The following is a 19,713-nucleotide window of genomic DNA, read 5'->3' on the forward strand; positions in this document are numbered from 1 at the left end:
TTGACACCGCTGTGGCACTCCTTACACACTCGACCGTACAAGATGAGACAGTGTCCCAAAATCCAAGGTTAGTCAGCCGCGAAGGAGCCGTCATGGCAACAACCGATCTCGCGTCCGCTCCACCGGTGACGCCGGAGCGGCGGGCGAAGGCGAAGGAGGCGACCGGTGTCGCCGTCTTCGGCACGTTCATCGAGTACTACGACTTCAGCGTCTACGGCTACGTGGCCGCGACGCTTGCCGTCGTCTTCTTCCCCAGCGACGACCCGGCGATCGGCCTGCTCAACACCCTGCTGGTGTTCGGGTCGGCGTTCCTGGTCCGGCCGCTGGGCGCGATGTTCTTCGGCTGGCTCGGTGACCGCCACGGGCGGCGGACCAGCCTGATCGCCAGCATCATCTTGATGGGTGCCGCGGCCGGGTTGACCGGGCTGCTGCCCGGCTACGCCCAGATCGGCGTCCTCGCGCCCATCCTGCTGATCGTCCTGCGGATGATGCAGGGCTTCTCCACCGGCGGAGAGATCGGCGGAGCGGCCAGCTACATCCGCGAGTGGGCGACTCCCGACCGGCGGTCGCTCTACATCTCCTTCGTTCCGAGCTTCGGCAACCTGGGCAAGGGCGCCGCAGCCGGCGTCGCCGCCATCGTCGCGCTGCTGCTGCCGGGTCCGGCCATGGAGTCCTGGGGCTGGCGGATCCCGTTCCTGCTCGCCATCCCCCTCGCCGCGCTGGTGCTGTACCTGCGGCTGCAGGTCGAGGACAGCCCGGAGTACGTCGCCAGCAAGGCCGAGCACCGCACCACCGACAAGCCCATCGCCGAGGTGTTCCGGAACTACAAGGCCCCCCTGGCGAAGGTCATCTCCATCTCGCTGGTGCAGAACATCGGCACCTACGTCGGCACCGTGTTCGTCGCGGTCTACTTCTCCAACGTCCTGGGCTTCTCCAAAGCCGCCGCCTCGACGATCGTGCTGGTCGCCGTCCTGATCGCCGCCGTGCTGATCCCGGTGTGCGGGCTGCTGGGCACGCGCATCGGCGCCAAGCGACTGCTGACCTACTCCTACCTGGCCTACCTCGTCATCACCATCCCGTCGTTCGTGCTGATGAACCAGCACTCGGTCGGTCTGGCCATGCTCGGCCTCGCGCTCGGCATGATCCCCTACGCCCTGTGCCAGGCCGGCACCTACTCGATCATCCCCGAGTTCTACCCGGTCAAGGTCCGGCACACCGGAGTCGCGTTCGGACACAGCGTCGGCGCCGTGGTCGGCGGGGGCGGCGGACCGTACCTGGCCACCTGGCTGAGCGACGCCACCGGCAGCACCTTCATCCCCGCCTACATCCTCGTCTTCGCCGGCGCCCTGGGCCTGGCCGTCATCTCACTGGCCGTCCGCCGCAACACCGCCCCCGCCGCCAGCCACCTCTACCGCTGACAAGGACCCACCATGACCACCATCTACGTCTCCGACCCCGTCCACGACGACGTGCTCACCGAACTCGGCGAACTCGGCGAGATCCACCTCGGCTACGGCCCGGCCGCCGTCACCTACCAGCAGGTCCAGCACACCGTCGACGCGGTGCTCCTGCGCGGCGAGGTCTTCGACCGGGAGAAGATCACCAACTCGCCCCAGCTGAAGATCATCGCCCGGCACGGGGTCGGTCACGACAACGTCGACCTGAACGCCGCCTCCGACGCCGACGTCTGGGTCACCACCACCCCGGGCCGCAACAGCCGCGCCGTCGCCGAACACGTCTTCGCCCTCACCCTCGCCCTCGCACGCAAGATCCCGACCGCTGCCGGACGGACCCGCACCGGCTCCTGGTCGGAGAGCAAGGCCGAACTGACCGGCTTCGAGCTGCACGACCGCACGCTCGGCCTGCTCGGACTGGGCAGCATCGGATCCCTGGTCCTGCAGATCGCCCGCGGGTTCGGCATGCGCGTCCTGGTCACCGACCCGGTCCTGGACAGCGCGCAGGTCGCCGCACTGGGCGCCCGCAAGGTCGCGCTCGACGACCTGCTCGCCGGCTCCGACGTGCTCAGCCTGCACGTGCCGCTGACCGACACGACCCGGCACATCGTCGACGCCGCAGCACTGGCCGCGCTCCGCCCCGGCGCCGTGCTGGTCAACACGTCACGGGGCGGGCTCGTCGACGAAGCGGCGCTCGTCGACGCCCTGCGCAGCGGCCACCTCGCGGGAGCGGCACTCGACGTCCTCGAGGCTGAGGCCGTCGACATGAAGAACCCGCTGCCGCACAACGCCGTGCCGATCGACGCCCTGGACAACCTCATCGTCACCCCGCACGTGGCCGGCCAGACCGAGGAGTCCCTGCGCGAGGTCGGCCGCGCCGCGCTCGCCTGCATCCGCCAGGCACTCGCCGGCGACGTCCCCGACAACCACCTCAACACCGTGCGCGTGCCTGCCGCCTGAACCACGCACGGCGCCCATCCGACTCAGACCCGAGGAATCCCGATGTTCATCGACGCCCCCACCGACAACCTCACCCTCGCCGACCCCTGGGAGCGTCTCGCTCCCGACCTGCTCGACCGCTTCACCAAGGCGCCCGCGGCCAACATCGGCGACGTCTTCGACCGGCTGCTCGTCATGGACGGCGGCTTCCGGCCGTTCACCGGCAACACGCGGCTCGTCGGCACCGCCCTGCCGATCCTCACCCGCGCCGGCGACAACCTCGCCATCCACCGCGCCCTCGACGACGCCCGGCCCGGCGACGTGCTGGTGATCAACGGGCAGGGCGACCTCAGCCGCGCCCTGCTCGGTGACCTGATCGGCGAGATCATGGTCTCCAAGGGCGTGGTCGGCGCCGTCGTCGACGGCGCTGTCCGGGACGCGGAGACCCTGGCCGCTCAGGGCTTGGTCGTCTTCGCCCGTGCGGCGACACCCGCCGGCCCGTTCAAGAACGGCCCCGGCGTGATCGGCTCGCCCGTCGCGGTCGGCGGAGTCGTCGTCTCCCCGGGCGACCTGATCGTCACCGACCCCGACGGTGTCGTGGTCGTGCCCCACCACCGGGCCGACTGGGCCGCCGACCAGGTGGACCGCGTCATCGAGAAGGAGGAGGCCCTCCGCCGCCGCATCCTGGCCGCCCGCGGACGAGCCTGACGCTCAGGAGTCGTGCGCGGGCGTCGGATGTGCCCGACGAGACCGCACCCTGCCCGGACCGGGCCCCGCTGTCCGACATCCGCACGGCGACACGTCGCCCCACGACCCGGCAACGCAGCCTCGATCCCACGTCCTGTGAGAGAACGCCATGTTCCCCAAGGTGCTGGTCGCCGACCGTGGTGAGAGTGCCGTCCGGCGTTCCTGCGCCGCCTAGGAGCTGGACGCGGGGACGGTAGCGGCGTTTCCGTGGCGGTACCGCAACCCGGTGCACCGGCTCGAGGCCGACGAGAGCTGCCAGATCAGCGAGGTCGGCACCCGGTCCGGGCCTCCCTGCACGCTGGCGTGGCGACCACCGCAGGTCGTACCGTTCGTCCGTGGCAGTTGAGCAGATTCCCTGCGGGCCCGCCGGCTCCTGACTTTCGGTCGGCGGGTCCGAGGCTTGGCCGTCGAGAGCACCCCGCCGACCTCGAGCCGCCTGGGCTCGTCGAGGACGCCATGTCCCCCCTTCCGCTGTCACCCGTCAAGCTGCACATCACCGCCGCGGACCTGCCCTGCGTCCAGCGGGTGCTCACCCTGCTGACCGGCCGCGCGTACTCACTCACCCGCTTCGAGGCCGAGGAGGCTGGCGCCTGAGCATCGACACCATGGCCGACGCCGACGGCGCCGAGCTGCTGGAGGCGCGGCTGCTGCGCCTGCCGAGCGTGCTCACCGTCGACCTCGACCGCAGCACCGCCCTCGCCGTCGCCGGCTGACCGCGAGACTTCGGTCGGGCGGATGCCAGCGCACGGCGAAGTCAGTTCCCCGGCCCTCCGGGCTGGCCAGAGTCGTCGGCGTGGGCACCGTCGCTCCGCCCCTCCACTGCCGTTCCAACGGTGCTCCCCGCCCGCGACGCCGTTCCTGGTCGACTGGGCACCGCGACGTCAGCGGGAATCGACACCGCGATGCGGCTCGGGGTGGGCACCCGGCTGGCCCGTTCGACGTCCTGGCGGCGCTGCCCGAGGAGGAGCGGACCCGGTCGAGCGTGGCCCTGCCGCCCGCCGACGCGGGTGCGATTCCGCTGGCCGATGGCCCTGGTCTGGATCGGCCCGGTCCGCGTCGTGGACACCAGGCACATGGCGACGGGCATCGTCGCAACGCCGCGCGGACCCGGCCGCCGTCGGACCGGGCGGTCCGCTACGAGCATGATGACCACACCCCGCCGACACGCCCAGGTGCGGGGGAGAAGTACAGCAACGCGGTCCGCATGGCAGCGGATCGGGGCGGACGACCGCGGACACCATAGAGCCATTGACCTGCGAGGAAGGCACAATCGCGGACGACGGCGAACCGGGCGGATGTGACCAGGGATCTAGGGGTCGCAGGTTCGGATCCTGTCAGCCCGACAGTGAGACCGCAGGTCAGAGGTGGGCCGGCCGTGAGGGCCGGCCCGTCTCTTGCGTGAGTACGGCGCCGGGTACGGCAACCGTCCTCGGGGTTGTCCCTGGTCGGACCCTGCTGGCCCGTTCCGAACGCCCAGCGGCGGGTGCGTGGAAGGGTGCGGGCATGCCGGCCGCACTGAGCGTCGTCCGCCTGTCGACCACGCCGATCAAGGGTCTCGCGCTGGACCATCCCTCCTCGATCGAGCTGACGACGCACGGTGCCGTCGGCGACCGGCAGTTCTTCCTGACCGACGAGGAGGGGCGGCTCCAGAGCTGCACCGCCAACGCCGAGCTGCTGCCCCTGGCGGCGAAGTACGACCAGGACAGCCGCCGCCTCGAGGTCGTCCGCGGCGACGAGGTGCTGTGCGCCGGCACCGTCGACTCCGCCGGCGCCGTCGACACCGACATGTGGGGCCTGCGCACCATCGCCGCCGATGTCGTGGCGGGCCCGCAGTGGAGCACCTTCTTCTCCGATCTGCTCGGCACACGGGTCCGCCTGGTGCAGGCCCGGCAGTCCGCCTACGACGTGCACCCCGCCACGATCCTGGGCAGCAGTTCCGTCGCCGAGCTCGCGCGCCGGTCGGGCCTGGCCCCGGTCGATCCCCGGCGCTTCCGGATGCTGATCGAGTTCTCCGGCGGGACGCCGCACCTGGAGGACTCGTGGGGTGGCACGCTCCTGCGGATCGGCGGCGCGGTGCTGCGCGGCGGTGGCCCGGTGAAGCGCTGCGCGGCCACCACGCGCGCCCCCGCTTCCGGTGCTGTCGACCTGCAGACGCTCCGCCTGATCACGGCCTACCGCGGTCGCCGGGAATCCGAGCTCGGAGTCGGGGCGACCTTCGGCCTGTACTGCGAGGTGCTCGAGCCGGGGACCGTCGCGGTCGGTGACTGTCTGCGCGTCGGCTGACCGACCTGGCGAGCCTCCGCCGTCTCCAGCTGCTCCTCGCGGACCTCGAGCCACCGGCCTGCAAGGTGGCCCCGCTCGGGGACGTCACCCGCACACATCGGCTCGAGGTCGGCGAGCGCGTCCGTGAGCACGTACTCGACAGCCAGGCAGCTGGGGACCGGCGGTCGCCCTGCTCGTCACCGGCGTCGTATTCGGGCCGCTGGGCACCGTCCTCAGCCCGTCCTGGGACGCCGTCAACTAGCAGCACCCGGGCGGGCTCACCGGAGAAGCCCTGGAGGTTCTCGGAAGCCTGCTGAGCAGGCTTGCGAACCGCGCTCCGCTCCACAGGGCCACCCGTTGCCCATGGTCTACGAGGTCGGCGCGCACCTCAGACCTGGGACTGGCTCACAGTCGGTCTCCCAGCCCGAGACGCCGGTGCGCCTCGTGGGCGCGCTCGACGGCGGTGGAGGCGGCGTAGCGGGAGAGCATGTCGTCCGACCGCCAGCCGGCCAGCATCATCAGGTCCCGCTCCTGTCCTCCTCCGGCCACCGGTGGGCGAAGGTGTGCCGGAACCGGTGCGGGTGCACGTCGGCGACGCCGGCCTGGGCGGCGCGGAGGTGCAGCACGTCCCGGGCGCCGTCGGGCGTCATCGGGCCACGCTGGCCCAGCAGCAGCCGCGTCGACCGGGCGTAGGGGTGCAGGGCCCGCACCCGCAGGTAGCGGTCGACGGCCTGGGCGGTCTTTGCGCCGAAGGGCACCACCCGCGGCCGGGAGCCCTTGCCGGTGACGTAGGCCAGCTCCCGATCGAGGTCGACGTCGGTCAGCTCCAGTCCGCACAGCTCCGACACCCGCAAGTCCGGGGAACCAGCGCTGTGCTGCTCCTCCGCTGACGACCGGATCAGTCATCTTCGCTGGTAGAGCGCTTGGCGCGGCTGGGCTGCACCCGCATCGGCTCGCCCGGCATCTTCGGGTAGTCGGGGGGATAGGGCAGGTCACCGAGGCCCTGGTCCTTCGCCTGGCGCTCGGCCAGCTCGAGCAGCGGCTCGATGCCGAACGCGTGGTCGGACAGCGCGGCGTGCTTGTCACCCACCTCGCGGAAGCGGGCCGGCATGGTCAGCACGTCGAAGTCGGTCGGGTGGACGTCGGGCAGCTCGTCCCAGTCGACCGGCGCGGACACCGGCGCGTGCGGCTTGGGGCGGATGGAGTACGCCGAGGCGATTGTGCGGTCCCGGGCCATCTGGTTGTAGTCGATGAAGATCTTCTCGCCGCGCTCCTCCTTCCACCACGACATCGTCACGCGGTCGGGGATGCGCCGTTCCAGCTCGCGGCCGAAGGCGATCACCGCCCGGCGCACCTCGGGGAAGGTCCACCGCGGCTGGATCGGCACGTACACGTGCACCCCCCGTCCACCCGAGGTCTTCGGCCAGCCCTCCATGCCCAGCTCGTGCAGCAGTTCGCGCACGTGCGGGGCCACCCGGACGGCATCGGAGAAGTCGGTGCCCGGCTGCGGGTCGAGGTCGATGCGGATCTGGTCGGGCTGCTCGACGTCGGACTTCGACACCGGCCACGGGTGGAACGTCAGCGTGCCGAGGTTCGCGCACCAGGCGACGACGGCCACCGAGTCCGGCGCGATCTCGTCCGCCGTCCGCCCGCTGGGGAAGGTGATGTGCGCGGTCGGCACCCAGTCGGGGGCGTTCTTGGGCACCCGCTTCTGGTAGAAGGCGTCGCCGGTGTTGTCCGTGCGGGTGGACAGCCGCGCGCCCTCGAACACCCCGCCCGGCCAGCGCTCCAGCGTGGTCGGCCGGTCCCGCAGTGCGTGCAGGATCCCGTCGCCGACCGCGACGAAGTACTCGACGACGTCGATCTTGCGGATGCCGCGCTCGGCGAAGTACGGCTTCTCCGGACTGGACACGCGCACCTCGCGCCCGTCGACCTGCAGCAGGACGGCGTCCTTCGACGACGCCATCAGCGACCCGACCCCGCAGTGGTGATCACCCGGCGCACCCTAGGCGAGCGGGCCGGGTCGTGTGCCGACCCGGCGTGCCGCACCACTCAGGCGGGGCAGGTCTGCCCGTCCGGCGGCACCACCAGGTCGATGAGGTAGGCGTTCACCGCACCGGTGACGCAGTCGGTACGGGGGTAGGCCGTGTGGCCCTGCCCCTGGTAGGTCAGCAGGACGCCGGAGGCGAGGTCCTCGGCCATGTCGACCGCGCCGGGCAGCGGGGTCACCGGGTCGCCGGCGGTGCCGACGACCAGGATCGGCGCCGCGCCCTCGGCGTCCCGCTCGGGGATCGGGGTGCGCTCGGCCTCCCACGCCGCGCAGCTGTGCAGCCCCACGGCCGAGCCCGCGCCGAACAGCGGGAAGCGCTGCCCCCACTCGGTGGCGAGGGTGCGGACCTCCTCCTCGGGGACCTCGGTTCCCGGGTCGGTGTCCGCGCAGTTGATCGCCAGGTTGGCGTCCATGGTGTTGGTGTAGGTGCCGTCCGCCATCCGGCTCCAGTAGGCGTCCGCCAGCGAGAACACCCCCGCCGCGTCGCCGTTCCGGGCGGTGGACAGGGCCTGCGTCAGCTGCGGCCAGCGGCCGGCGTCGTAGAGGGAGTACAGGACGGCGGTCATGACGATGCCCGGCGTCGCCTGGCGGTTCTCTCCGGGCCGCGCGCTGGGGATCGGCGCCGCCGCCGCCTGGTTCAGCAGGTCCTCCGTGAAGCGGCGCGGCTCCGGGCCGAGCGGGCAGCCGGCGACCAGGCCGACGCAGTTGGCGGCGTACGCGTCGAAGCTCGCCTCGAGCGAGGTGGCCTGCTGCTCGGCCTCGGCGCGCGGGTCGTCGTCGGGGTCGACGGCGGCGTCGAGCACCAGCGCCCGCACCCGGTCGGGGAACAGCTCGGCGTAGGTGGAGCCGAGGGTGGTGCCGTACGAGTAGCCGAGGTAGGTCAGCCGCTCGTCGCCCAGCGACTGGCGCAGCAGGTCCATGTCCCGCGCGGTGTCGACGGTGTTGAAGGTGCCCAGCGCCTCGCCGTACTCCTCGGCGCAGCCGTCGGCGAGCTCCTGCTGCAGAGCGAACGCCGCGTCGACCTGCTCCGGCGTGGTCGGTCGCGGTTCGGCGGCGACCACCCGGTCCTTGACGTCGGGCGGGATGCACTCGACCGGCGTCGACAGCCCCACCCCGCGCGGGTCGAAGCCGACCACGTCGAAGCGGCGGAGCACGTCCTCGGGCAGCGTCAGCGCCTGACCGAGCGCGGCGTCGGCGCCCGAGCCGCCGGGTCCGCCGGGGTTGATGACCAGCGACCCGATGCGGTCGGTCTGACCGGCCAGCCGCGCCCGGACGAGGAAGAGCGGCAGCGTGGCGCCCTGCGGCTCGTCGTAGCTGATCGGCACCTCGGTGCGGCCGCACTCGAAGGCCAGGTCCCGTTCGCTGCCCGGGAGGCCGGCCACCAGCTGCGAGAGGTCCGCGTCGCAGTCGGTCCAGGCGATCTCCGCCGCCTCCGGCTCGACCGGCGCCGAGGACGCCGGGGCCGACGACTCCGCCGCGCCGTCGTCGGAGGAGGTGCAGCCGGAGACCGCCACGAGCAGTCCGGTGGCAGCGGCGACCAGGCCGCGGGACACGCGCATGGGTCCTGAGGGTATGAGGCGGACCCGGCCGGCGCAGGCACGGGCCCCGCCCCGGTGACGGCGGCCCCTGCAGGATCCCGCCGCCGGCCCCGTCCCGAGGCTCGCCCGGCGCGCGAGAGGTGAGGGGGACGGGGCCTCCGCGGCGGGGGCAGGGGGCTCCCCGCTCAGCCGTCGAAGACCTCCGCCAGGTCGTAGCGCACCGGCACCTCCAGCTGGTCGTAGGTGCAGCTGCGCGCCTCCCGGTCGGGGCGCCAGCGCAGGAACTGGCCGGTGTGCCGCAGCCGCCGCCCCTCCAGCTGGTCGTACTTGACCTCCACGACGAGCTCCGGGCGCAGCGGCACCCAGGACAGGTCCTTGCCGGCGTTCCAGCGGCTCTGCGCGCCGGGCATCCGGTGCTCCTCGCCGTCGCCGCCGTTGACGACCTGCGCGTTCGCCCAGTCCTGCCACGGGTGCCCGTCCAGCGCCTCGGCCCGGTAGGGGGCCAGCTCCTCGACCAGCTCGGCCCGCCGGGCCATCGGGAACGACGCCGCGACGCCGATGTGCTGCAGGTCGCCGGAGTCGTCGTAGAGGCCCAGCAGCAGCGACCCGACGATCGGCCCGCTCTTGTGCCAGCGGAACCCGGCGACCACGCAGTCCGCCGTGCGCACGTGCTTGACCTTGGTCATCAGCCGCTGGTCGGGGCCGTACGGCAGGTCGGCGGCCTTGGCGACGACGCCGTCCAGCCCGGCGCCCTCGAACTCCTCGAACCAGCGACGCGCGGTGTCCGGGTCCTGGGTGATCGCGGTGACGTGTACCGAGTCGGTGCCCGTGACCACCTCCTGCAGCCGGGCCCGCCGCTGCGCGAACGGGGTCTCCAGGAGCGACTCGTCCCCGACGGCCAGCAGGTCGAAGGCCACGAACGACGCCGGCGTCTGCTCGGCCAGCAGGTCGACCCGCGACTTGGCCGGGTGGATGCGCTGCAGCAGCGCCTCGAAGTGCAGCCGGTCGCCCTGGGGGACGACGATCTCGCCGTCGACGACGCAGCGCTCGGGCAGCGCCGCCTTGACCGCCTCGACCACCTCGGGGAAGTAGCGGGTCAGCGGGCGCTCGTTGCGGCTGCCCAGCTCCACCTCGTCGCCGTCCCGGAAGACGATGCACCGGAAGCCGTCCCACTTCGGCTCGTAGAACATGCCCTCGGCAGTGGGCACCGTGGTCACGGCCTTGGCCAGCATCGGCTTCACCGGCGGCAGCAGGGGCAGGTCCATGCCGGCCAGTCAAGCAGTCACCGCCGATGGACGGCGGTGTGCGGCCGGCTCAGTAGCTGAAGGTGGTGGCGCCCTCGTCGCCGATCCACTCCCACAGGGGAATCGTGCCGGCGAGCTCGGCGCCCTTGACCAGCCCGGCGGCGTCGAGCTGCTTGGCGTTGAAGCAGATCGGGCAGACGAACAGCCGCCCGCCGGCCGCGGCGTAGCGCTCGAACAGGCTGGTCAGCGGGGGGCAGCCCTCACACGCGGTCCCGACGGCCACCCCGTCCAGGGCCAGCCGCACGGCCTCTTTGGCCAGGAACATCGCGGTCGGACGGCCGGACTCGGCCGCACCCACCGCCATGAGCATCGCGACGGTGACCGTCTCCGCGTCCTCGAGTCCGGTCTTCAGGCTGACCACTGCCTTGCCCATGGCTCCTCCGCACGGTCGGGGAGGCGGACGCTAGGGGCGGCCGGGTGCCCGGCGCAGGAGTCGGAGGTCCCGCGGCAGCGGCCGATGGCGTTCCGGGCGGACAGCACGCCGTCCTCCTCGGGGTCGGCGGAGGCGGTCGCGGCCGGCGAGGAGGTCTGGATCGCCAACCGGCCCCTCGTCGCACAGGCCGTCGCCGGGGGACCGTGCTGCCCACCGCGGACCAGCGGCTCAGGGCGTGCGGCGACGCCGTCCGGCTTGTCTGCTGGGCGGTGAGCCCGAGCGGAGCGGGCCGGTGACGGCGACCGTGCGGGCCCGTGGAGGTCGCGGAGTACCGGCCCGACATGGCCTACCGCGCCCGGACGGTCCTCCTGGAGGGCGACGAGCCGCCGCTGCGGGAGGTGCTGGCGCGCTTCGCGGACGGGGTGCTGCTCGTGGAGGAGCAGGGCGCGGTGCGCGCCTTCCTGCTGTCCCGGGTGCGTGAGGTGGCCGGGCTGGAGCCGGTCGCGAAGGTGGACACCGACCAGATCACCGTGCCCGTCCGCGTCCGGTATGTCGGCGCACCGCTCACCGGGTGGGCAGCCTGCCACAGTCAGGGCGCGGACGACGCCGGTCACGCGCGGGTGCCGGACGAGTAGACTAAGTCACATGACTACATCGGTCGGCGTGCACGAGGCCAAGACGCACCTGTCGCGGCTGCTGGAGAAGGTCGCGGCCGGCGAGGAGGTCGAGATCACCAATCGCGGCAAGGTGGTCGCCCGGCTGGTGGGTCCCGCGCGGCGAACGCCCAACTTCGACTTCGACCGGGGCAACGTGTGGATCGCCGACGACTTCGACGACCTCCCCGAGGACCTGCAGCGGGCGTTCGAGGGCGACGGGTGAAGGTCCTCCTCGACACCCACGTCGTCGTCTGGGCCACCCACCAGTCGGTTCGGTTGGGTACCGCCAGACAACTGGTCCTCGACGCCGATCAGCGGTTGCTCTCCGCGGTGTGCGTGTGGGAGCTGGCGATCAAGCAGGGACTGGGCAAGCTCACCGTCGGGTCCGACGTCCGGACGTGGACGCGGCGGGTGACCAGCGAACTCGTCCTCGACCACCTCCCGGTCACCGCCGAGCACGCCGCCGCGGTCGAGCACCTGCCCGACGTCCACCGCGACCCGTTCGACCGGCTCCTGGTCGCCCAGGCCGTCGCCGAGGGGGCCGTGCTGCTCACCGCGGACGCGCGGCTCGCGGCGTACGGCGACGTCGTCCGACTGGTCGGCTGACCCGGGGCCGTCGACCCGGCCGCGTCCGTCACCCACCGGGAGGACGCCCCCGGGGCCGGATGGTCGGCCGCGCCGGGGTCGGCGATGATCCGGTGTCGGGCCGGGCCGGCCCGCTGCGTGCGGTGCAGGGAGGAGGGGCATGGGGCCGGGGACCGCTCTGCTGGGAGGCCGCTACGAGCTGCGGTCGCTGCTGGCGACCGGTGGCATGGGCCAGGTGTGGCGGGGCCGGGACACCCTCCTCGACCGGGACGTCGCGGTGAAGGTGCTGCGCAGTGAGTACACCCGGGACCGGTCCTTCCTCGAACGCTTCCGCGCGGAGGCCCGGCACACCGCGGCGCTGTCCCACCCCAACATCGCCACGCTGCACGACTACGGCGAGACGGAGGCGGTCGGACCCGGCGGCGGCGAGCACGTCGCCTGGCTGGTCATGGAGCTCGTCGAGGGTGAGTCGCTGGCCGACCTGCTGGCGCGGGAGTCCCCGCTGGACCCGGCCCGGGTCGCCGGGCTGCTGCGGCAGGCCGCCGCCGGCCTGGGCGCCGCCCACGAGGCCGGGGTGGTGCACCGCGACGTCAAGCCCGGCAACGTGCTGGTCCGCCCGGACGGAGTCGTCAAGATCACCGACTTCGGCATCGCGTGGTCGGCGTCCAGCGTGGCGCTGACCGGCACCGGACAGGTCGTCGGGACAGCGCACTACCTGTCGCCGGAGCAGGCCTCGGGCGGGCCGGCCACCCCGGCCAGCGACGTCTACGCCCTCGGCCTGGTGGCCTACGAGTGCCTGGCCGGCCGGCGGGCGTTCGAGGGCGAGAACTCGGTGCAGGTGGCGCTCAAGCAGATCCGGGAGGAGCCGCCGCCGCTGCCGGCCGGGGTCCCGGCTCCGTGGCAGGCGCTCGTCGGCCGCGCGCTGGCCAAGGACCCGGCCCGGCGTCCCGCGGACGGCGACGCCTTCCGGGACGCCGTCGACGGCCTCTCCGGCGGCCCGGGTGTGCCGGGACCGGCCCGGGCGGCCACGGCGGCGATGCCGGCCGCGGGTGCGGTCGCCCCGGCTGCGGGTGCGGTCGGCCCGGCCGCCACCCGCGTGCTGCCGTCCGGTCCGCCGCGGGCAGCGGCCCCGAGTTCGGGGCGCGGAGGGCGGCGGCGCGGCCTGCTGCTGGCCGTGCTGGCCCTGCTCGCCGTGGCCGCCGTCATCGGCGTCGCGCTGAGCTCGGGCGGGGACCCGACCCCGGCGACGGAGCAGACCCCGGGCCCGGTCACCGCACCGATCACCGACCCGCGGGTCGAGGTGGTGGCCGAGGACCTCGTCGGCCGGCCGGTGGCGGTGGTGCAGGGCGAGCTCGCCGGGCAGGGGTTCGCCGTCGCGCTGGTCCCGGTCGAGCGGTCCGACGTCCCCGACGGGCAGGTCACCGCGGTGGCGCCGTCCGGTCCGGTCGCGCCCGGCAGCACGCTGACCGTCACCCACGCCGTCGCGCCGCCGCCCACCGAGACCGGCGGCGGGAACGGCAGCGAGGAGGGGGCGGACGAGGACGAGGGTGGCGGGAACGGGAACGAGGGTGGCGGGAACGGGAACGAGGGCGGCGGGAACGGCGACGAGGGTGGCGGGAACGGGAACGAGGGCGGCGGGAACGGCACCACAGGTCGGGACGGCTGACTCGTGGCGGTGACCGGGAGGGACGACCTGGCGGCGTGGCCGCTGGCCGCGCTGATGGTGGGCAGCGGGGTCACCCACTTCACGAACCCCGGCTACTACCGCGGCCTGGTGCCGTCGTGGCTGCCGGCGCGCTCGGCGCTGGTCGTGCTCAGCGGGCTGGCCGACGTCGCCGTCGGCGTCCTCGTCGCGGTGCCGGCGACCCGCCGGACCGGCGCGCGGTCGACCGCCGCGCTCATCACGACCTACCTGCCCGCGCACCTCGAGCCGCTGCGTCTCCGGCGCACGGCGCAGCGGGCGTTCGACCGGCCGATCGGTGTCGCGGCGCGGGTCGCCGTCAACCTGGGCTACGTCGCCTGGGCCGCGGCGGTCGCCCGGCGCGCTACCGGTCGACCGCGTATCGGGTGAACAGCACGCCGTCCTCCTCCAGCACCTGCAGCAGCCGGGGGCGGACGACGTCCGGCAGCGGCCCGGCCACCAGCCGGTCCGGACCGCCGACCAGCGCCGGCGCGATCGTCAGGTCCAGCTCGTCGACCACCCCGGCCGCCAGCGCCGCCGTCAGCAGGACCGGTCCGCCCTCGCAGACCAGCTGCTCCAGCCCGCGCTCGGCCAGCGCATCCAGCGCCGCCGGCAGGTCGACGTCGTCGTCCCCGCAGAGCAGCACCGTCACGCCGGCGTCGACCAGCGCCGCCCGCCGGTCCGGGTCGGCCGCCGCGCACGTCACCAGGACCGTGGGCGAGACCGCCAGCCGGTCCCCAGGGGCGAGCGAGGCCCGCCGCGAGACGACGACGACCGGCGCGGACACCGGCCGGCCCAGCGCCGTCCGCAGCTCGGCGACGTGCGGGTCGGCGGCCACCGGCCGGTAGCCCTCCGCGGCCGCCGTCCCGTGCCCCACCAGCACCGCGTCGGCCAGCGCGCGCAGGGTGCGGAACACCCGCTCGTCGCCGGGCGAGCCCAGTCCCGCGCTCCTCCCGCCGACCGTGACGGCGCCGTCGAGGGAGGCGACGAAGTCCACCCGCAGCCGGCGGCCGGCCGGCAACCGGTAGGCCTCGACGAGCGCGGCGTCGTCGAGGTCGGGGGAGGGGTCGGGCAGCAGCCGCCGCACGTCAGGCGGTGGTCAGCACGGCCGCGCTCTCGGCCGGCACGGTCACCGTGCGTCCGTCGAGGTGCGGCAGCTCCCCCGTGGCGAAGAGCACCTCCGTCGCCGGGCCGTCCAGGTCGATCTCCCGGGGGGAGTCGGCGAGGTTCGCCACCACCCGCAGGGAGCCGCGGTGCAGCACCAGCCAGCGGTCGGCGTCGTCCCAGGAGACCTGGACCCGCGACAGGTCCGGGTCGACCAGGTCGGGGTGCTGGTGCCGGAGGCGTAGGAGCGCCCGGGTGGCGGCGAGCAGCGTCCGGTGCGGCTCGCGCTCGGGCTCGCTCCAGTCCAGCTTCGAGCGGGTGAAGGTCTCCGGGTCCTGCGGGTCGGGCACCTCGTCGGCGTCCCACCCGTGCTCGGCGAACTCGCCCTTGCGCCCCTCCGCCGTCGCCCGGCCGATCTCCGGGTCGGTGTGGCTGGTGAAGAACTGCCACGGCGTGGCGGCGCCCCACTCCTCGCCCATGAAGAGCATCGGGGTGAACGGGCCGGTGAGCACCAGCGTCGCGCCGACGGCGAGCAGACCGGGGGAGAGGGACGCCGAGATCCGGTCGCCGACCGCGCGGTTGCCGATCTGGTCGTGGTCCTGCAGGTAGCCGAGGAACTTCCACCCCGGCAGCAGAGCGGTGTCGACCGGCCGGCCGTGGTGCCGGCGGCGGAAGCTCGACCAGGCGCCGTCGTGGAAGAACGCGCCGGTCAACGTCTTGGCCAGCCCGGCGAGGCCCGCCGCGGCGAAGTCGCCGTAGTAGCCCTGGCCCTCACCGGTGAGCACCGAGTGCAGCGCGTGGTGGAAGTCGTCGCTCCACTGGGCGTGGATGCCCAGACCGCCCGCCACCCGCGGGGTGACCATGCGCGGGTCGTTGAGGTCGCTCTCGGCGATCAGCGTCAGCGGCCGGCCCTCGGCGACCGACAGCCGGTCGACCTCCTGCGCCATCTCCTCGAGCACGTGGGTGGCCCGCTTGTCGACCAGCGCGTGGACGGCGTCCAGCCGCAGCCCGTCGACGTGCATGTCGTGCAGCCACATCAGCGCGTTGTCGATGATGTAGCGGCGCACCTCGTCGGAGTCGGGCCCGGAGAGGTTCACCGAGCTGCCCCAGGTGTTGGCACCGCCCTCGCTGAAGATCGGCATGAACAGCGGCAGGTAGTTCCCGGACGGGCCGAGGTGGTTGTAGACGACGTCCTGGAGAACGCCCAGGCCGCGCTGGTGGCAGGCGTCGACGAAGCGCTGGTAGGCCGCGGGACCGCCATAGCTCTCCTGCACCGTGTACCAGAGGACGCCGTCGTACCCCCAGTTGTGCGTGCCGTCGAAGCCGTTGACCGGCAGCAGCTCGACGAAGTCAACGCCGAGGTCGACCAGGTGGTCCAGCCGGGCGACCGCGGCGTCCAGCGTGCCCTCGGGCGTGAAGGTGCCGACGTGCATCTCGTAGACGACCCCGCCGGCCAGCGGCCGGCCGGTCCAGGCCCGGTCACCCCACTGGTACGCGGCGGGGTCGTGGCGGCGGGACAGCCCGTGCACGCCCTCGGGCTGGCGGCGCGAGCGCGGGTCGGGACGGGGCGTGTCGTCGTCGCCGAGCAGGAAGCCGTAGTCGGCCTCGGGACCGGCCTCGACCTCGGCGCGCCACCAGCCGCCCTCCTCGCGGCGCATCTCGTGCACCGACCCGTCGACCTGCACCCGGACCCGTTCCGGGACCGGCGCCCAGACGGCGAACTCGACGGCAGCGGACATGCAGGAGCCTCCAGGGGAGCACGGGGTCGTCGTGGGGCGGTCCGGGGGGTTGTGCCCGGGCGGACGGTCCCCAACCGCGCGTTCCCGGCGTGCCGTGCGTCATCGGGCTTCCGGAGTGTCCCGGTGTCGTTACCGTGCGCTCCCACCGGTGCAGGAGAGCACCAGCCCGCCCCCCGAGGAGCGCCATGAGCACGGTCCGCACCGTCGTCTTCCCGGCCCTCCGGCTGCTGGTGTGGACCGTCATCGCCGTCGCCCTCGTGGTGCTCGCCTTCCGCGGCGGCAGCGGTGGGACGGCGCCGGTGGCCGCCGGTGCGCCGCCGGTCGACCTCACCTCCCCGGTGGTCCCGGTGGCGCGTGGCACGGTCGCCAACACCGTCACCGTCCAGGGCACGGTCGTCGCCGACGCCACGGTCCCGGTCCGGGCCACCAAGGCGGGCACGGTCCGCCGGGTGCTGGTCGGGGACGGCGACGTCGTCGAGGAGGGCGACGCCGTCGTCGAGGTCCGCTGGGAGGAGGAGCGCGAGCCGGTCCCCGGCACCGACGCCGAGGGCAACCCCACCAGCAGGCCCCGCGCGCCGCTGGTCCGGACGGCGACCGTCCTCGCTCCCACGGCCGGCACCGTCACCGCCGTCGACGTGCTGGTCGACCAGGTCGTCGCGGTCGGGGACCGGGTCGCCGGCATCTCCCCGGGATCGCTGTCGGTCACCGCGACGCTCACCCAGGACGACCAGTTCCGGCTGCTGGCACCGCCGTCCACCGCAGAGGTGGAGGCGCAGGGCGGGCCGGCGCCGTTCACCTGCACCGACCTCGCGCTCGGCGCGCCGGCGGCCGCGGACCGCGGCAGCGGCGACCAGGCCTCCGACGGGGTGGACCCGGCCGCCACGGGGACGGCGCAGGGCGGCACCACCGCCCGCTGCCGGGTCCCCGCCGGGACGACGGTGTTCGCCGGCATGGCCGCCACGGTCGTGGTGGACGCCGGTGTCGCCGAGGACGTGCTGGTGGTCCCGGTGACCGCGGTCCAGGGCTCGGTGCAGCGCGGCAACGTCTGGGTGGTCGGCCCCGACGGCGCGCAGGAGGAGCGCGCGGTGGTCCTCGGGCTCACCGACGGCGACCAGGTCGAGGTCCGCGAGGGCCTGGCCGAGGGCGACTCCGTGCTGGCGTTCGTCCCGGTGCCCGACGACACCGTGGAGAGCCCGGGGACCGCCGGGCCGTTCGGGTGAGCCTGCTCAGCCTGCGGGGCATCAGCCGCGAGGTCGCGCTGCCCGACGGTGGGGTGCTGCCGATCCTCACGGGGGTCGACCTGGAGGTGGCGCCGGGCGAGCACGTGGCCGTCATCGGCCGGTCCGGGTCGGGCAAGTCGACGCTGCTCAACCTCCTCGGCCTGCTCGACACCCCGACCGGCGGGGAGTACCTGCTCGACGGGGAGCCGACCGACGCGCTGCGGGCCCGCCGTCGCGCCCGGCTGCGCGGCGAGGTGTTCGGCTTCGTCTTCCAGCAGTTCAACCTGCTGCCGCGGCGCACCGCGGAGGAGAACGTCGCCGCGCCGCTGCTCTACGCCCGCGGCCGGGACTACCTGCGCCGCCGGCGCACGGCGCGCGAGCTGCTCGACCGGGTCGGTCTGGGTGCCCGCGCCGGCACCGTCCCCGAGCGGCTCTCCGGCGGTGAGCAGCAGCGGGTCGCCATCGCGCGGGCGCTGGTGCGCTCGCCGCGCGTCGTCCTGGCCGACGAGCCCACCGGCGCGCTCGACGTCGAGACCGGTGCGCAGGTGATGGCGCTGCTGGCCGAGGCCGCCGCCGAGGGGGGCGCCGCGCTGGTCACCATCACCCACGACCTGAACGTCGCCGGGCTGGCCGACCGCCGCTACCGGCTGGACGCCGGCCGGCTCACGCCGCTGCCCGACCCGGCGCCGGCCCTGCCCCCGCCCGCGGCCGCCCCCCTCGGGGGAGCGGCCCCGTGACGCCCGTGCTGGCCACCTTCGCCGAGGCGTGGAGCGAGGTGCGGGTGCACAAGGCCCGGGTGGTGCTCTCCCTGGTCGGCGTCTTCCTCGCCGTCTTCGCCATGACGACGGTGACCGCGCTCGGCCTGCTGGTCGCCCAGGTGCAGCAGGAGCAGGGGGAGCGCATGGGTGGCCGGCCGGCCACCATCGCCGTCACCGCCTACGACCCGCAGACCGGGATGCCGCCGGACCCGCAGGAGTGGGACGCCGCCGTCGCCGACCTCACCGAGCGGTACGGGATCACGACCACCGCCAGCATCGGCTACGAGGAGACCCGCTTCCGGCTGCCCGGCGGCACCCAGGCGGTGCAGACCAAGCGCGTCTCGCCGTCCTACGGGCAGCTGCACCGCATCGAGCCGATCCAGGGCCGGTGGCTGCGCGAGGGCGACCGGGACAGCCTGGCGCCGGCCGTCGTCGTCAACGAGGCGTTCCTCGGCGCGCTGGGCGTCCCGGACCTGTCGGGCCACCCCACCGTCGTGATCGGTGGGGACAGCCCGGTGCGGGCCGCGATCGTCGGGGTCGTCCGCGAGGGGTACGGCGACGAGCTGCTCGCCTACCGGGTGGACCGCTCGGCCGGCCCGTGGGACGAGCCGGCTCCCGCCGACCCGTCGGCGATGGTGTTCGGACCGGCCACGCTGGAGCTGTGGGTCCCGCCGGAGCAGGCCGACGAGGTCATGGCGGTGGTCACGAACGACCTCGGGCTGGCGCTCGGCGGGGTCCGGGTCGACGCCTACCGGCAGGACGCGCAGGGCCTGGAGGAGACCCTCGGCATGCTGCGGCTGGCCATCCGCGGCGCGGGGATCGTGGTGCTCGTCCTCGGCGGGCTCGGCGTGCTCAACATCGGGCTGGTCACGGTCCGCCAGCGGATCCGGGAGATCGGCGTCCGGCGCAGCTTCGGCGCCACCTCGTCGCGGGTGTTCTCCGCGATCGTGCTGGAGAGCGTCTGCGCCACGTTCCTCGCCGGGCTCGCCGCGGTCGCGCTGTCGGTCGTCCTGGTGCGCAACCTGCCGCTGGAGCAGCTGCTCAACAGCGGCGTCCCGCTGGCCGAGACCCCGGCCTTCCCGGTGGCCGCAGCGGTGGAGGGCCTGGTGTCGGCCACGGCGGTCGGCGCGCTGGCCGGGCTGCTGCCCGCGGTCATCGCCGTCCGGGCGAAGGTGATCGACGCCATCCGCTTCTAGAAGGACCCCGCTGCCCCCCACCGCTCGCAGGCTCGCGGCGGGACCCTGCAGCGGGGCCGTTCCAGCCGGTCGCGGGGCTCGCGGCGGGACCCTGCAGCGGGGCCGTT

At 74.0% G+C, this 19,713-nt stretch carries 20 protein-coding genes; 13 read left to right on the plus strand and 7 right to left on the minus strand.

Annotated features, from left to right (window positions below):
• Positions 1-92 precede the first annotated feature (92 nt).
• The 5 genes from BMW27_RS09755 to BMW27_RS09770 all read left to right on the plus strand — a co-directional run bounded on the left by BMW27_RS09755 (position 93) and on the right by BMW27_RS09770 (position 5,423).
• Positions 93-1,418, plus strand: a complete 1,326-nt coding sequence (locus tag BMW27_RS09755; protein WP_091442946.1) for an MFS transporter — start codon at positions 93-95, stop codon at positions 1,416-1,418.
• 12 nt (positions 1,419-1,430) lie between these two features.
• Positions 1,431-2,414: an NAD(P)-dependent oxidoreductase gene (locus tag BMW27_RS09760; protein ID WP_091442949.1), complete on the plus strand. Its 984-nt coding sequence runs from the start codon at positions 1,431-1,433 to the stop codon at positions 2,412-2,414.
• 42 nt (positions 2,415-2,456) lie between these two features.
• Complete coding sequence (locus tag BMW27_RS09765; RefSeq protein ID WP_091442952.1) at positions 2,457-3,101, plus strand: RraA family protein; 645 nt, start codon at positions 2,457-2,459, stop codon at positions 3,099-3,101.
• 495 nt (positions 3,102-3,596) lie between these two features.
• On the plus strand, positions 3,597-3,734 hold the full coding sequence (locus tag BMW27_RS23345) for a hypothetical protein (RefSeq protein ID WP_175486452.1): 138 nt from the start codon (positions 3,597-3,599) through the stop codon (positions 3,732-3,734).
• Positions 3,735-4,643: 909 nt separating this feature from the next.
• On the plus strand, positions 4,644-5,423 hold the full coding sequence (locus BMW27_RS09770; RefSeq protein ID WP_091442954.1) for an MOSC domain-containing protein: 780 nt from the start codon (positions 4,644-4,646) through the stop codon (positions 5,421-5,423).
• A gap of 497 nt (positions 5,424-5,920) precedes the next feature.
• Here the strand turns inward: BMW27_RS09770 and BMW27_RS09775 are convergent, their stop codons facing one another.
• From BMW27_RS09775 to BMW27_RS09795, 5 genes are all read right to left on the minus strand, one after another.
• Complete coding sequence (locus BMW27_RS09775; RefSeq protein ID WP_175486453.1) at positions 5,921-6,250, minus strand: tyrosine-type recombinase/integrase; 330 nt, start codon at positions 6,248-6,250, stop codon at positions 5,921-5,923.
• A gap of 50 nt (positions 6,251-6,300) precedes the next feature.
• Positions 6,301-7,368 carry a non-homologous end-joining DNA ligase gene (ligD, locus tag BMW27_RS09780; RefSeq protein ID WP_091442961.1) on the minus strand — a complete coding sequence of 356 codons (1,068 nt, stop codon included), beginning with the start codon at positions 7,366-7,368 and terminating at the stop codon, positions 6,301-6,303.
• A gap of 86 nt (positions 7,369-7,454) precedes the next feature.
• Positions 7,455-9,011, minus strand: a complete 1,557-nt coding sequence (locus BMW27_RS09785) for an alpha/beta hydrolase (RefSeq protein WP_091442965.1) — start codon at positions 9,009-9,011, stop codon at positions 7,455-7,457.
• 164 nt (positions 9,012-9,175) lie between these two features.
• Entirely contained in the window at positions 9,176-10,255 is a 1,080-nt protein-coding gene (locus BMW27_RS09790) for an ATP-dependent DNA ligase (RefSeq protein ID WP_091442969.1), read from the minus strand.
• A gap of 49 nt (positions 10,256-10,304) precedes the next feature.
• Positions 10,305-10,667 carry a DsrE family protein gene (locus tag BMW27_RS09795; RefSeq protein WP_091442973.1) on the minus strand — a complete coding sequence of 121 codons (363 nt, stop codon included), beginning with the start codon at positions 10,665-10,667 and terminating at the stop codon, positions 10,305-10,307.
• 314 nt (positions 10,668-10,981) lie between these two features.
• Here BMW27_RS09795 and BMW27_RS09800 point away from each other — a divergent pair, with 314 nt between their 5' ends.
• The 5 genes from BMW27_RS09800 to BMW27_RS09820 all read left to right on the plus strand — a co-directional run bounded on the left by BMW27_RS09800 (position 10,982) and on the right by BMW27_RS09820 (position 13,979).
• Positions 10,982-11,302, plus strand: a complete 321-nt coding sequence (locus BMW27_RS09800) for a hypothetical protein (protein WP_091442976.1) — start codon at positions 10,982-10,984, stop codon at positions 11,300-11,302.
• Between the two features lie 10 nt (positions 11,303-11,312).
• Positions 11,313-11,546 (plus strand): type II toxin-antitoxin system Phd/YefM family antitoxin, encoded by a 234-nt coding sequence (locus BMW27_RS09805; RefSeq protein ID WP_091442978.1) that lies wholly within the window; start codon positions 11,313-11,315, stop codon positions 11,544-11,546.
• Entirely contained in the window at positions 11,543-11,929 is a 387-nt protein-coding gene (locus BMW27_RS09810; protein WP_091442981.1) for a type II toxin-antitoxin system VapC family toxin, read from the plus strand. The genes BMW27_RS09805 and BMW27_RS09810 overlap by 4 nt, the downstream gene beginning before the upstream one ends.
• A gap of 139 nt (positions 11,930-12,068) precedes the next feature.
• Positions 12,069-13,574: a serine/threonine-protein kinase gene (locus BMW27_RS09815; RefSeq protein ID WP_091442984.1), complete on the plus strand. Its 1,506-nt coding sequence runs from the start codon at positions 12,069-12,071 to the stop codon at positions 13,572-13,574.
• 9 nt (positions 13,575-13,583) lie between these two features.
• Positions 13,584-13,979: a DoxX family protein gene (locus tag BMW27_RS09820; RefSeq protein ID WP_139206866.1), complete on the plus strand. Its 396-nt coding sequence runs from the start codon at positions 13,584-13,586 to the stop codon at positions 13,977-13,979.
• Here the strand turns inward: BMW27_RS09820 and BMW27_RS09825 are convergent.
• Positions 13,954-14,676 carry a dihydrofolate reductase family protein gene (locus BMW27_RS09825; RefSeq protein ID WP_091442992.1) on the minus strand — a complete coding sequence of 241 codons (723 nt, stop codon included), beginning with the start codon at positions 14,674-14,676 and terminating at the stop codon, positions 13,954-13,956. The genes BMW27_RS09820 and BMW27_RS09825 overlap by 26 nt on opposite strands.
• A gap of 1 nt (position 14,677) precedes the next feature.
• Entirely contained in the window at positions 14,678-16,432 is a 1,755-nt protein-coding gene (treZ, locus tag BMW27_RS09830; RefSeq protein ID WP_091442997.1) for a malto-oligosyltrehalose trehalohydrolase, read from the minus strand.
• Positions 16,433-16,617: 185 nt separating this feature from the next.
• Here treZ and BMW27_RS09835 point away from each other — a divergent pair, with 185 nt between their 5' ends.
• The 3 genes from BMW27_RS09835 to BMW27_RS09845 are packed head-to-tail and all read left to right on the plus strand — an operon-like array spanning position 16,618 to position 19,606.
• Positions 16,618-17,652 carry an efflux RND transporter periplasmic adaptor subunit gene (locus BMW27_RS09835; RefSeq protein WP_091443000.1) on the plus strand — a complete coding sequence of 345 codons (1,035 nt, stop codon included), beginning with the start codon at positions 16,618-16,620 and terminating at the stop codon, positions 17,650-17,652.
• The gene (locus tag BMW27_RS09840) at positions 17,649-18,389 is read left to right on the plus strand and encodes an ABC transporter ATP-binding protein (RefSeq protein WP_091443003.1); all 741 of its coding nucleotides are present in this window, start codon (positions 17,649-17,651) and stop codon (positions 18,387-18,389) included. The genes BMW27_RS09835 and BMW27_RS09840 overlap by 4 nt, the downstream gene beginning before the upstream one ends.
• A complete protein-coding gene (locus BMW27_RS09845; RefSeq protein ID WP_091443006.1) occupies positions 18,386-19,606 on the plus strand; it encodes an ABC transporter permease in 1,221 nt (406 codons plus the stop codon). Before BMW27_RS09840 ends, BMW27_RS09845 begins: the two co-directional genes overlap by 4 nt.
• The last annotated feature ends 107 nt before the right edge of the window (positions 19,607-19,713 follow it).

Source organism: Geodermatophilus poikilotrophus (genome assembly GCF_900111455.1).
Taxonomy (GTDB): Bacteria; Actinomycetota; Actinomycetes; order Mycobacteriales; family Geodermatophilaceae; genus Geodermatophilus; species Geodermatophilus poikilotrophus.

Excerpts from the sequence above, each read along its gene's own strand:
- BMW27_RS09785 (WP_091442965.1), bottom strand. The coding sequence starts at position 9,011 with ATGCGCGTGTCCCGCGGCCTGGTCGCCGCTGCCACCGGACTGCTCGTG.
- BMW27_RS09760 (WP_091442949.1), top strand. The coding sequence starts at position 1,431 with ATGACCACCATCTACGTCTCCGACCCCGTCCACGACGACGTGCTCACC.
- BMW27_RS09790 (WP_091442969.1), bottom strand. The coding sequence starts at position 10,255 with ATGGACCTGCCCCTGCTGCCGCCGGTGAAGCCGATGCTGGCCAAGGCC.
- BMW27_RS09805 (WP_091442978.1), top strand. The coding sequence starts at position 11,313 with ATGACTACATCGGTCGGCGTGCACGAGGCCAAGACGCACCTGTCGCGG.
- BMW27_RS09755 (WP_091442946.1), top strand. The coding sequence starts at position 93 with ATGGCAACAACCGATCTCGCGTCCGCTCCACCGGTGACGCCGGAGCGG.
- ligD (WP_091442961.1), bottom strand. The coding sequence starts at position 7,368 with ATGGCGTCGTCGAAGGACGCCGTCCTGCTGCAGGTCGACGGGCGCGAG.
- BMW27_RS09835 (WP_091443000.1), top strand. The coding sequence starts at position 16,618 with ATGAGCACGGTCCGCACCGTCGTCTTCCCGGCCCTCCGGCTGCTGGTG.
- treZ (WP_091442997.1), bottom strand. The coding sequence starts at position 16,432 with ATGTCCGCTGCCGTCGAGTTCGCCGTCTGGGCGCCGGTCCCGGAACGG.
- BMW27_RS09795 (WP_091442973.1), bottom strand. The coding sequence starts at position 10,667 with ATGGGCAAGGCAGTGGTCAGCCTGAAGACCGGACTCGAGGACGCGGAG.
- BMW27_RS09815 (WP_091442984.1), top strand. The coding sequence starts at position 12,069 with ATGGGGCCGGGGACCGCTCTGCTGGGAGGCCGCTACGAGCTGCGGTCG.
- BMW27_RS09770 (WP_091442954.1), top strand. The coding sequence starts at position 4,644 with ATGCCGGCCGCACTGAGCGTCGTCCGCCTGTCGACCACGCCGATCAAG.
- BMW27_RS09765 (WP_091442952.1), top strand. The coding sequence starts at position 2,457 with ATGTTCATCGACGCCCCCACCGACAACCTCACCCTCGCCGACCCCTGG.
- BMW27_RS23345 (WP_175486452.1), top strand. The coding sequence starts at position 3,597 with ATGTCCCCCCTTCCGCTGTCACCCGTCAAGCTGCACATCACCGCCGCG.